At 30.2% G+C, this 15679-nt stretch carries 16 protein-coding genes, 2 tRNA genes and 2 rRNA genes; 3 read left to right on the forward strand and 17 right to left on the reverse strand.

What is annotated here, in order from left to right; all coding sequences use genetic code 11:
• Positions 1–41: 41 nt before the first annotated feature.
• From trxB to T483_RS0117625, 5 genes are all read right to left on the reverse strand, one after another.
• Complete coding sequence (gene trxB, locus T483_RS0117605; RefSeq protein ID WP_026888024.1) at positions 42–977, reverse strand: thioredoxin-disulfide reductase; 936 nt, start codon at positions 975–977, stop codon at positions 42–44.
• Positions 978–1108: 131 nt separating this feature from the next.
• The gene (locus T483_RS0117610; protein ID WP_026888025.1) at positions 1109–3583 is read right to left on the reverse strand and encodes an ATP-dependent Clp protease ATP-binding subunit; all 2475 of its coding nucleotides are present in this window, start codon (positions 3581–3583) and stop codon (positions 1109–1111) included.
• A 25-nt stretch (positions 3584–3608) separates the two neighbouring features.
• Positions 3609–4619 (reverse strand): protein arginine kinase, encoded by a 1011-nt coding sequence (locus tag T483_RS0117615; protein ID WP_026888026.1) that lies wholly within the window; start codon positions 4617–4619, stop codon positions 3609–3611.
• A complete protein-coding gene (locus T483_RS0117620) occupies positions 4612–5190 on the reverse strand; it encodes a UvrB/UvrC motif-containing protein (RefSeq protein ID WP_026888027.1) in 579 nt (192 codons plus the stop codon). The genes T483_RS0117615 and T483_RS0117620 overlap by 8 nt, the downstream gene beginning before the upstream one ends.
• Before the next feature lie 14 nt (positions 5191–5204).
• Entirely contained in the window at positions 5205–5660 is a 456-nt protein-coding gene (locus T483_RS0117625) for a CtsR family transcriptional regulator (RefSeq protein WP_026888028.1), read from the reverse strand.
• 167 nt (positions 5661–5827) lie between these two features.
• On the opposite strand from T483_RS0117625, the gene T483_RS0117630 reads away from it, so the two are divergent.
• Positions 5828–6478 carry an MBL fold metallo-hydrolase gene (locus tag T483_RS0117630; protein WP_026888029.1) on the forward strand — a complete coding sequence of 217 codons (651 nt, stop codon included), beginning with the start codon at positions 5828–5830 and terminating at the stop codon, positions 6476–6478.
• 69 nt (positions 6479–6547) lie between these two features.
• Here T483_RS0117630 and T483_RS0117635 read toward each other — a convergent pair whose 3' ends face one another.
• From T483_RS0117635 to T483_RS0117665, 7 genes are all read right to left on the reverse strand, one after another.
• Positions 6548–6718, reverse strand: a complete 171-nt coding sequence (locus T483_RS0117635) for a DUF362 domain-containing protein (RefSeq protein WP_008426524.1) — start codon at positions 6716–6718, stop codon at positions 6548–6550.
• A gap of 119 nt (positions 6719–6837) precedes the next feature.
• Positions 6838–7041, reverse strand: a complete 204-nt coding sequence (locus tag T483_RS0117640; protein ID WP_026888030.1) for a heavy-metal-associated domain-containing protein — start codon at positions 7039–7041, stop codon at positions 6838–6840.
• 11 nt (positions 7042–7052) lie between these two features.
• A complete protein-coding gene (locus T483_RS0117645) occupies positions 7053–7958 on the reverse strand; it encodes a PSP1 domain-containing protein (protein ID WP_026888031.1) in 906 nt (301 codons plus the stop codon).
• 3 nt (positions 7959–7961) lie between these two features.
• Positions 7962–8894, reverse strand: a complete 933-nt coding sequence (locus tag T483_RS0117650) for a DNA polymerase III subunit delta' (protein WP_026888032.1) — start codon at positions 8892–8894, stop codon at positions 7962–7964.
• A 19-nt stretch (positions 8895–8913) separates the two neighbouring features.
• Positions 8914–9246, reverse strand: coding sequence for a cyclic-di-AMP receptor (locus tag T483_RS0117655; RefSeq protein WP_026888033.1), 333 nt, complete (start codon positions 9244–9246; stop codon positions 8914–8916).
• A gap of 71 nt (positions 9247–9317) precedes the next feature.
• Positions 9318–9959: a dTMP kinase gene (gene tmk, locus T483_RS0117660; protein WP_026888034.1), complete on the reverse strand. Its 642-nt coding sequence runs from the start codon at positions 9957–9959 to the stop codon at positions 9318–9320.
• A gap of 47 nt (positions 9960–10006) precedes the next feature.
• The gene (locus tag T483_RS0117665) at positions 10007–10189 is read right to left on the reverse strand and encodes a sigma factor G inhibitor Gin (protein ID WP_026888035.1); all 183 of its coding nucleotides are present in this window, start codon (positions 10187–10189) and stop codon (positions 10007–10009) included.
• A 407-nt stretch (positions 10190–10596) separates the two neighbouring features.
• Between T483_RS0117665 and T483_RS0117670 the strand changes: the two genes are divergently transcribed.
• Entirely contained in the window at positions 10597–11757 is a 1161-nt protein-coding gene (locus T483_RS0117670) for an amidohydrolase (protein WP_026888036.1), read from the forward strand.
• A 278-nt stretch (positions 11758–12035) separates the two neighbouring features.
• Positions 12036–12983: a magnesium transporter CorA family protein gene (locus T483_RS0117675; RefSeq protein WP_026888037.1), complete on the forward strand. Its 948-nt coding sequence runs from the start codon at positions 12036–12038 to the stop codon at positions 12981–12983.
• Between the two features lie 41 nt (positions 12984–13024).
• Here T483_RS0117675 and T483_RS0117680 read toward each other — a convergent pair whose 3' ends face one another.
• The 5 genes from T483_RS0117680 to T483_RS0117700 all read right to left on the reverse strand — a co-directional run.
• Complete coding sequence (locus T483_RS0117680) at positions 13025–14431, reverse strand: sugar porter family MFS transporter (protein ID WP_347460308.1); 1407 nt, start codon at positions 14429–14431, stop codon at positions 13025–13027.
• Positions 14432–15032: 601 nt separating this feature from the next.
• Positions 15033–15107, reverse strand: a tRNA-Cys gene (locus tag T483_RS0117685).
• A 4-nt stretch (positions 15108–15111) separates the two neighbouring features.
• Positions 15112–15187, reverse strand: a tRNA-Phe gene (locus tag T483_RS0117690).
• Between the two features lie 5 nt (positions 15188–15192).
• Positions 15193–15309 (reverse strand): 5S ribosomal RNA (gene rrf / locus T483_RS0117695).
• Positions 15310–15382: 73 nt separating this feature from the next.
• Positions 15383–15679, reverse strand: a 23S ribosomal RNA gene (locus T483_RS0117700); the annotation flags it as partial.

The raw sequence follows: 15679 nt of genomic DNA on the forward strand, positions 1-15679 counted from the left end.
TTTTTCTTATATTAATTAATATTCATATCTAATTTATGCTTCTATTTTCGCTTTTTCAATATATATTTTTCTGCATTCAAAAGTGCAATCGTACCATCTGATACAGCAGTTGTTATTTGTCTATACTTCTTTTCTCTTACATCCCCTGCCGCATATACGCCTTGAATATTTGTCTGTAACTCTTCATCAGTAATTATATAACCCTGTTCATTCAAATTTATATAATCCTTTATTTCTTTTGTTCTAGGCTCTGTTCCTATATATCCAAAAACAGCATTAACATCTAAGTTACTAGTTTCTTGAGTCTTAGTATCTTTTATAATAACTGATTCTAAAAACTCCTTACCATTAGCTCCAATCAAATCCTTATTTAATAGCACGTCTATTTTAGGGTTATTGAAAACTTCATCAATTAATGATTGTTCTCCTTTAAAGTAATCATATCTTCTTACTAAATACACTTTTTCAGCAAATCTAGTTAAAAATATAGACTCTTCTAGTGCAGAATTTCCACCTCCTACAACAGCGACTTTTTTCCCTTGGTAAAGTGCCCCATCACAAATAGCACAGTAATGGATTCCCCTTCCAGAAAATCGTTCTTCCTGTGGAATAGGAAGTTTTCTAGGTGCTGCTCCTGTAGCGATTATTACAGCTTTCGGCTGATATACATATGATTCAGTCTCTATAATTTTTTCATCATCTGAAATATATATTTTTTCAATTGAATCAAACTCATCAATATTAGCTCCAAGATTTCTAGCTTGCTCCTGGAATATATCTGCTAAATCTCCACCACTTATACTTTTAAATCCTGGATAATTCTCTATAGTATAACTATTTCTAACTTGACCTCCTACAAGTTCATTTTCTAGCAACAGAGTATTTAACTTTGCCCTTCCTGCATACATAGCTGCTGTAAGACCAGCTGGGCCACCCCCAATTATAACTAAGTCTAATTCTTTTTTTTCTTTATCCATATCTATTTTCTCCTATTATTAATACATTTTAAACTACCTAATACCTAAAACATTAGATTCATCTTCAAATAAAACAGGCTATTTCAATGTATAAATAATTTATATCTTTGAAATAGCCCATTAACCATAAATTAATTCTTATTGAGCTCTAAATTGCTTTCGGCTAATCTTCTAAAAATAAGTTTGTTCTCTAACTCACTTACTTTTACTCTGTCTCCAATTCTTATATTTCCTTGTAATATTTCCTCACTTAATTTATCTTCAACCTCTTTTATTATTAATCTTCTTAGTGGTCTTGCACCATAATCAAGGTCAATTCCCTTGCTTAACAGGAACCTTTTACTATTATCTTCAAAGTTTAGATATATATCTCTATCCTCAAGTCTTCTTCTTATTGATGCAAGCATTAAGTCTATAATTTGATTCAAGTCTTCATCACTTAGTTTATGGAATACTATTGTATCGTCTATCCTATTCAAAAACTCTGGTCTAAATTTTTGTTTTAATTCTCCTAATATGTTTTCCTTCATCTTTTCATATTCAGTCTCATTTTCATTTTTAGAACTAACGCTACTAAATCCTATACTCTTTTGCTTTTTAATTTGATGAGCACCGACATTTGAAGTCATTATAATTATTGTATTCTTAAAATTAACTATTTTGCCTTTACCATCAGTGAGTCGTCCGTCTTCCATAATTTGAAGCAATATATTAAATACTTCTGGATTTGCTTTTTCTATCTCATCTAAAAGAACTATTGAATAAGGCTTTCTCCTAACCGCTTCTGTAAGTTGACCACCTTCTTCATATCCTACATATCCTGGAGGTGAACCTATTAATCTAGACACTGAATGACTTTCCATATATTCTGACATATCAATTCTTATAATGCTATTTTCATCGCCAAACATAGCTTCTGCAAGAGCTTTAGAAAGCTCAGTCTTTCCAACTCCAGTTGGCCCTAGAAATATAAAACTTCCTATTGGTCTATTAGGATCCTTTATTCCAACTCGTGCTCTTCTCACAGCCCTTGATATGGATTTAACTGCCTCATTTTGCCCAACGACCCTTTTATGCAATATTTCTTCTAATTTTAACAGCCTTTCACTTTCTGATTCAGTTAATTTTTGAATTGGAATCTTAGTCCAAGATGATACTACACTAGCTATTTTTTCTGCATCTACAATTAGTGTTTTTATAGAATTCTGAGTATCCCAGTTATCTTTCATATTACCTAACTGCTCTTTCAAGATTCTCTCTTTATCCCTTAGATTTGCAGCTCTTTCAAAATCCTGAACTCTTATGGCTTCTTCTTTTTCTTTACCTATATTTTCAATCTTTTCTTCTAGATCTTTTAAATCTGGCGGTGCCGTTAAACTTTGAATTCTTACTTTAGCAGCACCTTCATCAATCAAATCAATGGCTTTATCTGGCATGAATCTATCTGTTATATATCTATCTGCCAAATTAACAGCTGCTTCTAATGCCTCATCTGTGATTTCAACTCTATGATGCGCTTCATACTTATCTCTTAATCCTTTAAGAATTTTTAGTGTTTCTTCCTTTGAAGGCTCTCCTACTGTTACAGGTTGAAATCTTCTTTCTAATGCAGAATCTTTTTCAATATATTTTCTATACTCATCTATAGTCGTTGCTCCTATACATTGAATTTCCCCTCTTGCTAAAGCAGGCTTTAATATATTAGATGCATCAATAGCTCCTTCTGCTCCTCCTGCTCCTATAATCGTATGAATCTCATCTATAAAAATAATTATATCTTTATCTTTAATGATTTCATCCATTGTTTTCTTGAGCCTTTCCTCAAATTCACCTCTATATTTAGCCCCTGCAATCATAGATGTTAAATCCAAAGAAACAACCCTTTTGTTCTTAAGTATCTCAGGAATATTTCCTTCTACTATTCGTTGTGCTAGTCCTTCAACCACAGCAGTTTTACCAACACCTGGCTCTCCAATTAAACATGGATTATTTTTAATTCTTCTGCAAAGAATTTCCAATAACCTTTGAGTTTCATTATCCCTTCCAATTACAGGATCTAATCCTTGCTCCTTAGATAGCACCGTTAAATCTCTTCCATATTTATCAAGCATTGGAGTATTAGCTTTCTTATTATCCACTGCATTTTTATCACTAGCTTTATCTTCATAATTACCAGATAAGAATACAAGCAATTCTTCACTTATGATAGTAAAGTTAATATTCAAGCTTTTTAAAATAGTATACGCCATTCCTTCTTCTTGATTAAGCAATGCTAATAAAATATGCTCAGGACTAACATATTTATGATTTAATCTTTTTGCTGCCGCAAAACTTTCATCTATTAGTCTTTTAGTTCGAGGAGTCAGCAAAATATTATCGTCTGTTTTCTTGATATCTCCATAACCTAAATATCTTTGTATCATACTTCTAATATTTTCGCTATTAACCCCATACTTTTTCAATAACTTAGCAGAGTACCCATCTTCCTTTAATATACCAAGTAATATATGCTCAGTTCCAACATACCCATGTTTAAATTTTTCCGATTCATTTTCAGCTTCTAAAATTACTGCTTGTGCCCTTTCTGTTAATTTATTATATTCCATATGTTTTAAACCTCCTATCTTCTCCTTAGGTCAATATTTCTTTCACTAATTTTGCTCTTTCATACTTACTTTCTTTATCATCTAATGATTTTCCTAAATAATTTTGAAGCGATGAATTAGTAATTAAAATAAATAATTTATCTAACTTACCCTTATCAATATTTATAATTGATAATTCCGCTCCTAATCTAACATTTGATAATAGTTCGATAGATTCTTTAAAGTCTAAAATCATTGCATATTTCAATATCCCATATGCTCTATATATCTTATCCTCTAATTCGTATCTACATTTGTTAAGTAATATTTCTCGGAATTTATTTTCCTCTATTATTATGCTCCAAACTGCTTCTTTCAATTTATTTATAATATTCTCCTCTGTTAAACCTAATGACACCTTATTGTATATTCTGTATAAACTTCCAAAAACTTTTGTACCATCTAGATGAATTCCCCTTATAGCAATTCCTATTTTACCCAGCTTTTTGGACATATTATTAATTTCTTCACTCATGCTAAGAGCTGGTAAATGTATTACTACTGATGCCTTCATTCCTGTTCCAATATTCTCTGGTGATGATGTTAAATAACCCCATGTTTCATCAAATGCATAGTCAAAATTTTTTTCTATTTTATCGTCAATAGATGTTGCTCTTTCAAAAATTTCTTCTAATTTTAGGCCATCACTTATACATTGAAGATTTATATGATCTTTTTCATTTATCATAATACTAATATTCTCTTCTTTATTTAATATAAATGAACCTTTGTCAGAGTTTTTCAAAAGTTCTTTACTAATCAAATCCCTTTCTAAATATTGTTTACTAAATTCCTCTTTTGTATTCCAAATCTCATGCAACGTAATTTCTTCATCTAGCTCATTTTTAAGAACATTATATACGTCTTTACCATTTTCTCTACCCTTAATATAATTTAATTTATTAGGAAAAGGTAAATTACTAAAATTTCTAGCTAACAACACTTTGCTGCTTAATACCATTCCAAGTCTTTCTTCGTCATGTTCCCAGCTATTCATCATAATTTCCCTCCCTTTTATTTGTAATTTCCTTAGTGTTACTTTCTAATATATATAACTCTATTTTCTTAATTTCATCTCTCACTATTGCTGCTCTCTCATATTCCTCAGCTACTATTAATTTTTGCATCTCTTCCTTTAAATCTTTAAGATTTCTTCTTTGAACCAATTCTCTTCCCTTTATTTTAGGAATTTTACCAATATGCTTAACTCCAACTTGCAAACTCTTTATCCTTGGTTCAAGTACAACATTGAACTCCTTATAGCAATCAGTACATCCTAATCTTCCTGATTTTTTAAATTCTTGATAAGTTAATCCACAATTTGGACAAACAATTTCTTTTACTTTATTGTTATCTATATTTGACTTACTATTGTCTACATTAGATAATATCTCTGTAAGTATACCCTGAAATGGAACATTTATACTTTGAATTATCGGACTAACGAATGGAATATTAGCTATATCCTTTGCACAATTCTCACACAACCAGATTTCTTGTTTTTGACCATTCATTACTGTAATTAAATTTATCTTTGCTTCGTTTTTTTTACATTTTTCACATAACATATATATCCCCACCTTTAAGATAAAATTATCATAATCATCGCTTTTAAAATATCAGCCCTTATTTTATTTTTATTATCCGCTGAAGTTAGGCTTCTATCATTTATTGCTATCTTCATTATCTCAGATTCTCTTTCTTCAATAATTCCAGATTCCAATAAGTGATTAAGCAATGAGTTTGCATTATGATATGTTATTGTTTCTCCTATACTTTGGTTAATTAATTCATCTCTTCTATTGGAGTTATCATAATCCAGCTGCTTGATAGCTATGTGACCTCCGCCGCCTCTCTTGCTTTCAATTAAATATCCTCTTTCATAGGTAAATCTAGTTGTTAACACATAGTTTATTTGGGATGGCGCACACCTAAATTGATCTGCCAACTCATTTCTTTGTATAAAAATTACATTATCTCTATTCTCATTAAACATTTGCTTTATAAACTCTTCTATTATATCTGAAAGTCTTGCCATAACATCACCTGCTTAAACCTTTATTTAATTCTTTGTTCTTGACTTACTTTGACTTTATAATATTATACTATACTTCTTTTATTTTTTGAAGTATCAATATAAATTTATGATTATTTATAATCTCGTTTGTTAATAATATCAATATACTTTAATTTATGGAGGTTTATATGCAAATTATTTGGTATGGACATTCTTGTTTCCTTATAAAAACATCTCTCGGCAAAAGAATTCTAATTGATCCATTTGGCAACAATTTAGGTTATGAAAATAATTTTCCTAAGTCCGATTTAATAACCATAAGTCATAGTCATTTTGATAATTCATATATCAATGATATAAACAATACAACCAGGATTATTAATGAAAGCGGAAGCTTTCATCTAAGCTTTCTTAATATAGAGGGATTTAACTCATTTCACGATAAATGTAATGGCTTAAAAAGGGGATCAAATATTATCTTTGTATTTAAGGATGATAACATTTCTATATGCCATTTGGGTCATTTAGGGCACATACCTTGCTCATTGATCTTAGAAAAGCTTAAAAATATTGATATTTTACTTATTCCGATTGGTGGGCATTTCACTCTAGACGGTTTTGAATCTTCAAAACTATGTACCTTGATTTCACCAAAGTACATAGTTCCTATGCATTATAAAACTAATAAAACGTCTCTATATTTAGACGATCCCAAGAATTTTATAATATCTACGAAGAATGTTAAAAAGATTAATTCTAACATATTAGATACATCCAGCTTAAATATAAAATCTAATTTAAAATCTGAATGTATATTACTAACTCCTCCCTACAACTAGTCAAAAGAAACATCTTAATTAACTATATTTAAATAAAAAAAAGACCGTCTAAAGACGATCTCTCTTTTATTACTCTTGGTTTGGAGCTCCCACTGGGCAAACATTAGCACAGTTTCCACAATCAATGCAAGTATCTGCATCGATAACGAATTGAGTATCTCCTTGAGTTATAGCACTAACTGGACATTCTCCAGCGCATGCTCCACAGCTAACACATGAATCATTAATAACAAATGCCATCTAGAACACCTCCTAATAAATTGTGGTAATTAACCTCTTACATTTTAACACGTATTCGTATGTTTTTAAAGTGTTTTGTAATCCAGACTTGTTATTTTTTAATATTATATGCCTTAAACTTATATAACAATATATCCTAAATCTTCTATGGAATTTATAATTCTTTCAAGTTTTAAAAAGATCTCATTATATATTACTGTTATCTCTTTTTTTGTAAGAGATATTTCAGTAGCTATTACTCCAGAATTCTTAACAACTGTATCTTGAATTATTTTAGCATCTTGATTAGACTCCATATTACAAATCTTAATAACAGATTTCATAGAAATTCCTCCTATTTTTCATTAATAAGATTTTTTATCAATTTTTTATCTTCTTCTGACTCAACAATCAATTTTATGTTATTTTCATCAATTGTATCTTCATATTTTCCTGAAACAAGTTCTACATCAGTTATTTTGAATTCCTCAACAACTTCTTCATCGCCTCTTTTGACTTTAACCTTGACCATCTCTTTAACTATTGAATTACCAACAACTTCTCCATTTCCGGCCTCTGTATTAACAACAGAACCAACTTTAGGCAATCTTTTCCTTATGCCTTCATATGTAGTTTGTTCATAATTTAAACAGCACATTAATCTTCCACATATTCCAGATATTTTAGTTGGATTCAAAGAAAGATTCTGTTCCTTTGCCATTTTTATTGATACAGATGCAAAGTCTCCTAAAAATGTAGAACAGCACATAGATCTGCCACATGGGCCAAGGCCCCCAACCATTTTAGCTTCATCTCTTACACCTATTTGTCTTAATTCTATTCTAGTCTTAAATATAGTAGCTAAATCCTTAACTAATTCTCTAAAGTCTACTCTACCATCTGCTGTGAAGTAGAATATAACCTTATGGTTATCAAATGTATATTCTACATCTATTAATTTCATATCTAATTTATGCTCCTGGATTTTTGCCAAGCATATATCTAACGCTTCTTTTTCTTTATCTTTATTTTCTTTATGTTTTCTAATATCATCTTCATCAGCAATTCTAATAACATTCTTTAAAGGTGATACTATATCTTCCTCTTTTATTTCTTTAATTCCTATGACACATTCGCCAAATTCTATACCTCTAGCTGTCTCTACTATTACATAGTCTCCCTTTTTTATATCCAATTCCAATGGACTAAAGTAATAAATCTTTCCTGCCTTCTTGAATCTTACACCTATAACTTTTATCATTAATTATACCTCCGCAAAGCCCATAAGTAATACACTTATGACCATTGAATAGTTCGTATTACTATTAAAATTTGTTCTAGCCTCTGTTATGTATTCTAACATACTATTTAATTTCTTATAAGATATTCCTCTTGATATATTCTTTATTTTATATACTTTATCAAAATTGACAACGAGTTCACTATCATTAAGTTCTTTAAGAAGTACTATATCTCTTATATATGACAAAAGTATATTTAATAACTCTAATTTATCTTCTTTTGCACTTTTTAATAACTCTTCATACTTTAATATAATGCCTTTTTGTCTACTTACGATATCCTCAAATAATTCTATACATATATCTCTCAAATTCCTTAACTTATTATCACTAAAAAATCTATCTATATTTCCAGGTATTCCTGCACTATAAGCTAATGCAGCTTTCTTATCATCTTCATTTAAGTTACTATACTTTTCTTCAAGATAACTCAAAATATCTTCTTTATTTAATGGTGTTAACCTATATATTTGACAACGTGATTTTATTGTATCTAATATTACTTCTAAAGAATCACTTAGTAATATTAAATGTACTCCTCTTGGCGGTTCTTCAATAGTTTTTAATAATGCATTTTGAGCTTGAACTGTTAACTTGTCACATTTGTATAAGATTAGTACTTTTTTATCACCTTCATAAGGCTTTTTATTGACTTCATTTATGATGCTTCGCACATCATCAACACCAAATGAATTAGAACTAGGAGAATACTTTACAATATCCACACTCTCTACATTATTTCTCTCTTTAATAATTTGATTTGAAAGGTACTTAGCTACTATGCTTTTTCCTATCCCATCACTACCAATTATTAGATTCGCATGAGAAAATGAACTATTTAGTCTTCTATTGTTTATATTATCAATAATATTTTTATGTCCGATTATCTTTCTCAATGCTTATCACTCCTTGATATCATATTTTCACAAACTTATCTACATCAATTACAAATATAGTAGCACCTCCCACACTAATTTGCACAGGGTACTGTTGCATATATCCACTTTCACTTCCCCCAATAGTAGCTGGTGTAACTACTGTCTCTTTTCGCTTTCTACATACATTCTTAATAACATCAATGACAAGTTCAACTTTTTCCTCTTCAATTCCCACCAATAATGTAGTATTGCCAGATTTAAGAAAGCCACCTGTAGTCGCTAATTTTGTAACTCTATAATTTTCTTCTGTTAAAACTTCTATGACATCTGCCGAATCTTCATCTTGAACAATTGCAATTATCAATTTCATTTTAATTCCCACCCTTAAACTAATAATAATTTACTATATTATTTTACCACAAATAGGTGATTTTTTATTACTTAGTTTATATTTGTCCATATTTTAGGCATTAGTATACGTTTTATTTGATTAACTACATTTTCCTTTGCATTATTTGCATCTATCTTCACAATTCTATGATTATTATTTTTATAAATAATATCATATCCTTCCCTAACTCTTTCATGAAAATCTAATTTTTCTATATCTAATCTGTTTACTTCTCTGCAATTATTCTTAGCAATTCTACCTAATCCTATTTTAGGATCAAGATCAAATAATATTGATATATCTGGCATATATTCGCCAATGGCAAATTTATTTATACTTAAAACTTCTTCTATCCCTAAATTTCTCGCATAACCTTGATACGCTAAAGAAGAATCTATAAACCTATCACAAAGAACTATTATTCCTTTATCCAATGCTGGTATCACCTTTTCTACAAGATGCTGTCTTCTTGCAGCTGCATATAATAACGCTTCTGTTTTGGAATCCATTTCTTTATTATCCTTACTTAAAATGACTTGTCTTATTTGCTCTGATATTTTAATTCCGCCCGGTTCTCTCGTCTTTATACATTCAAAATTATTCTCTATAATCCAATCATATATTGCATCAATCGCTGTTGTTTTTCCAGTTCCTTCTCCACCTTCAAAAACAATAAATAAACCTTTTTTCATCGTAAAGTACCTCACTATTATTAATGTTTAATGTAAGAATTCAATTTCTAAGCATGTTCATTAAATAAGATTACTCTAACATTATCCTTATAATACTCATAACTTGGATCTTCCACACTTGTATTAACAATTCTTTCTTCACATGCTTTACAAATCTTTTCTCCATTTAATATTATACCATCACAATCACTTGCTCCGCATACAAAACATGATTTATTTGGATTCTCCATTAGTAATTCCCCCTTAATTTTATTATTCTTATAGGATTATTACCAAGTTAAATAGACTTTATACAAACTCTACATATCAATAACTCCTATATGGATAGATTTTAAATTTCTGGTAATACTAATAAAGAGCAATGTATATTTATATAGTTACTATTAAATTTAATACAAATTAATAGTATAAATGCAATTTGTAACAATAGCTTATATGATTAGACTTTCAAATAATAACTTGCTCATAGTATTTAAAATAAGTAGCTATATTAGACTTATATTTAATACAGCTATTATCATGTTAACAATAAAAACATTAATATGAAAGGAGAACTTACTGTAAAACAAAGCAAAACCTGTACTATATACAAAATCTAGTAATTTATTTTGCAAGTTTTAAGTGAGAAATTGAGCTTATGAAAAACAAAATTATTTCATTTTTATCTACTTGTGCTGATGATGTCAAAAATCTCTGTACTTATTTATATGAAAATCCCGAAAAAAGTTATAACGAAGTTAACGCATCTAAATATATATGCGATTTATTAAATAAATACAAATTTAAGGTTGATAAAAATTTTCTAAACATTAATAATTCTTTTATTGCAAGGAAGGGCCAAGGTCATCCGAAAATATGCTATCTATGCGAATATGATGCTATTGAAGGCGAAGGTCATATTACCGGGCATAATATGGTTACTGCAATGTCAGTATCTGCAACGCTAGCTCTGGGAAGTGTTATAGATGATATTGGAGGTTCTGTAATATTGATAGGTTGTCCTGGAGAATACTTTGGAGGAACTAAAGGGACTATGGTTAAACAAGGACTATTTGATGATGTAGATGTTGTAATGGTAGCGCATCCTGATACGTGTACATGCGAAAGTGGTTCATCATCAGCCATTATTCCATTAGGACTTAAGTTTGAAAGTGAAAGTAAACTAAGCTTTTTAAACCAGAATTCTTATACATCCTTAGATGCGGTTTTGTTAACTCTTAATATTTTAAACTCTATAAAAAAAGGATTCCCAGATAACTTAGAAATAAATTCGGTTATATCTAATGGTGGCTATACAACCTTGCTATTACCAGCAGATTCCGAAATTAAATTTTGTATCCGTGCATCTAATACAAAAACGGCTAATGAAGCTTATGATAAAATAAGAAAAATTGCAAATAATGTAACAGACTTAATAGATATTCCTAATAAATTTTTCTTGTATGAATCTCCTAATAAAGAGCTAATAACAAATAGAACTCTAAATAGGTTATTTAGTCATAATCTAAAGGAAAATGGAATAATAAGTATTAATCCACCTAAAGATATATATGCGGGATTAAGCATTGGAGATGTAAGTCATAAAGTTCCTTGCATACATCCATATATATCTATACTAGATGATGCTAATATTAAATATGGAAGTTTGGATTTTGCAAAGGCAACTATATCTGAATTTGCTTTAAGGCAATGCAATATAGCCGCAACAGCTCTTGCACTAACTGCTGTTGACTTAATACAAAACGAAACTCTACTTTCTGAAGTTAAGTCTGAATTCTTTAACAATAGAAACTGCTAATCAAAAAAATTATAAAGTATGGTACCTTAAAATAGTATAATATAGGCTTTTGATTAATAATCATAAATACCATCTGTTATACAAATTTATATTTTAGGGTACCATACTTTATTATATAGATTCTAAAACTATAAAAGCTCAAATATAAAATCCTTTGATATACTTCACATTGGTTTTCAGAGTGATAAGATCCCATAATGCTCCAACAAACACTTTATGTTTACAAACTATCTTATAATAGTATAATATTAGTTGAATTGCTTAGGAGGTGTTATAAATTGATTCAAATCTACAAAAGCGAAAGTGAATTTGATCCTTCCCTAAAATCAATAGATACGATAGAAAATGGTGCTTGGATAAATCTTATTGCTCCATCAGCTGAAGAGCTAATATTAATATCAAAGAAAACAGGTGTACCCCTAGAATTCTTAAAAGCAGCTTTAGATGATGAGGAAACTTCACGTATTGATATTGAAGATGATTCATTATTAATAATAGTGGATATACCGTTTACCGAAATGGAAGATAACTCGCTTACTTACGATACCTATCCATTATCAATAATACATACTAATAAACAATTGATAACTGTCTGTTTAAAAAATAGTAAAATACTAACTGATTTTGCTAATAATAAAATCAAATCATTTTATACATTTAAGAAATCAAGATTTACATTGCAGATATTAAATAGAATATCAACATACTATTTACTTTACTTACGTCAAATTGATAAAAAAAGTTTAATGATTGAAAAAAGACTTCATAAATCCATGAAAAATAGAGAACTTATACAATTACATTCTTTAGAAAAATCTCTTGTTTATTTTTCAACATCATTAAAAGCTAATGAAATTACCTTAGAAAAAATGTTAAAATTAGAGCTTATGCAAAAATATGAAGAAGATAAAGACGTTTTAGAAGATGTGATTATAGAAAACAAACAAGCTATAGAAATGACTGAAATCTACAGTAACATCTTAGCAAGTACAATGGATTTTTTTGCTTCTGTAATATCAAATAACTTAAATATTGTTATGAAAGTGCTTGCATCAGTCACAATTCTCATGGCAATTCCCACTATAATTGGTGGAGTATTTGGTATGAATATAATATTACCATTATCCCCAGATAACCCACATGCATTCTCTATAGTTATGGGCTTAACTGTTGGGATTTGTGGACTCGTTGCCTTTATATTATATAAAAAAGATATGTTTAATTAACATATCTTTTTTATATAACCTTTTATGATCACAACGGTCCTTTATGCCTTAGTTATAACATCTTGTGCTCGGATATCTTCTTTGAGCCTTTCTCCTCCTTTATATGATCTCAGTGTCGCTTCTATATCTTCAAGTGAACGGTTACGTGTTTCAAATACTTTAGACTGAACGAACCAAATCGCTGCAAAACATATTAAACCATAACCTATAAACAGACTACCTGTACCAAAGTAATTCAATAATACCGGAAATGTCAATGATACCATCATATTAGCACTCCAATTAATTACACTACTGAATGAATTACCTAAACCACGAATATTTAATGGGAATACTTCCCCTACCATGACCCACATTACAGGCCCCCAAGTAGCTGAAAAGAAAGCAATGTAAATAGTTAATGCAATGACACATATAATTGAGGCAACGAAAGATCCATTAGAAAATTTCATTGAAATACTCATAATCAAGAGCGAAACTCCCATTCCAATGGCACCATAAATAAGCATCTTTTTACGATCAATTTTATCCATAATAGCTACAGCTATAGCAGTAATTATTATATTAAAAACTCCAATTCCAATATGAGCTAGTAAAGCTGCTTTCACCCCAAATCCAACATCAGTAAATATAGTTGGCGCATAGTAAAGAACTGTATTACAACCCATAATTTGCTGAAAAACAGCCAAACCGAAACCTATGATTAATGCTGGATGCACAAATTCACTAAATAACTCCTTAACTCCACCACTTTTAATCTCAGCTTGTTTCTTAATTTGAGCTAATTCATAATTCACAGCACTTTTATCATGTTTATTCATATGTTCTAGTATATCTCTTGCTTCTTCTACTCGTCCATCTTTTACTAAAAATCGAGGACTTTCTGGTAACACAAGTGCTCCTAGTAAAAGAACTGCGGCAGGGATAGCTGCGAATCCTAACATCAATCGCCAACCAGTATACAGATCCGAGAATGCATAATTCGTGATATAGGCTAATAAAATTCCACTCATTACCATTAGCTGAAACAAACTTGATATCGTTCCACGTTTTTCAGATGGTGATAATTCAGCTAAATAAGTTGGAATTAAAGCTGAAGATGCACCGACAGCGATTCCAAGGATAATTCTAAATATAATCAATGACCAAATTTCCGGAGCAAATGCTGAACCAAGTGCACCAACAAAGAAAATAACAGCTGATGTGAGAATCAACTTTATACGACCATATTTATCAGACATAGGACCAATAATTGCAGCTCCAAGAATAGCCCCTAATAATACAGAACTGACAACCCATCCTTGTTGCCATGAATCAAGGTGCATTTGTTCCTGAATAAATAAAATAGCTCCTGAAATAACTCCAGTATCATAACCAAACAAAAGCCCACTAAGTGCAGCGAAAACATATATTACAGAGTTACTAATTTTTATTTTCATTAAAATCATCTCCCATTTTTTATTTCATTTGATTTAAATTCGTATATTCCTAGTGCGTTTATAATATTCCTAAAATTTCTTCGTTCGGAAGACTATTCTTATCGTTTACAAAAGATACATTAATTCCCCAACATATTGCATAAGCTTTACATGAAATTTAAGTAAAAATAATTGATCATATTAAATGAGTTAATTTACTCTTATATTCCTTCTATAATAGTGTGCTAGATTTTATTCATAATTAGCACATAGATAAATATATCTTTTATTAACATTCTAATAATGCATGCATGTCTATTAAATTTAGGAAAAATAGGTACCAATATTTATTTTCCTTAAAACTAGTATATCATTCTTTGTAACCTTTTTCAATAAACTTTAAAAAGTATTTTCAAAAGTAATTTAAAAATTTATTTAAAATATGTATTACAATACTGGAATTATAATAAACCAAGTCATTAAAATCACTCAATTATAACAACATAGTTATTATCAGAATAACTTACTAAATATATAAGTATATTATTTCTTACCCAAGTTTATTATATATCTACAAAAAATAGCCTATACATCAACTTAATAGTTAATGTATAGGCTATCTTAAATAATTTGGAGGCGCCACCCAGATTTGAACTGGGGAATAAAGGTTTTGCAGACCTCTGCCTTACCACTTGGCTATAGCGCCATTATGGTGGCTCGAACTGGAATCGAACCAGTGACACGAGGATTTTCAGTCCTCTGCTCTACCGACTGAGCTATCGAGCCATCTTACCTCGCAACTTCCTACTCTCCCACATAGTCTCCCATGCAGTACCATCAGCGTAATAGACCTTAACTTTCCTGTTCGGAATGGGAAGGAGTGTTACCTCTATGCCATCATTACGAGATTTTTTCTTTTGAAAGAAATCTTGTTCTTTCAAAATTGCATATAATTTAAATGTATATTACAACTTGACTATATTGGTCAAGCCCTCGACCTATTAGTATCAGTCAGCTAAATATGTTACCATACTTACACCTCTGACCTATCAACCTTGTAGTCTTCAAGGGGTCTTACTAGCTTATGCTATGGGAAATCTCATCTTGAGGTGGGCTTCACACTTAGATGCTTTCAGCGTTTATCCCTTCCCGACTTAGCTACCCAGCTATGCTTCTGGCGAAACAACTGGTACACCATAGGTCAGTCCATCCCGGTCCTCTCGTACTAAGGACAGCTCCTCTCAAATTTCCTACGCCCGCGACGGATAGGGACCGAAC

Origin of the sequence: Clostridium beijerinckii HUN142, from assembly GCF_000621745.1 — a bacterium.
Lineage (GTDB): Bacteria > Bacillota > Clostridia > Clostridiales > Clostridiaceae > Clostridium > Clostridium beijerinckii_A.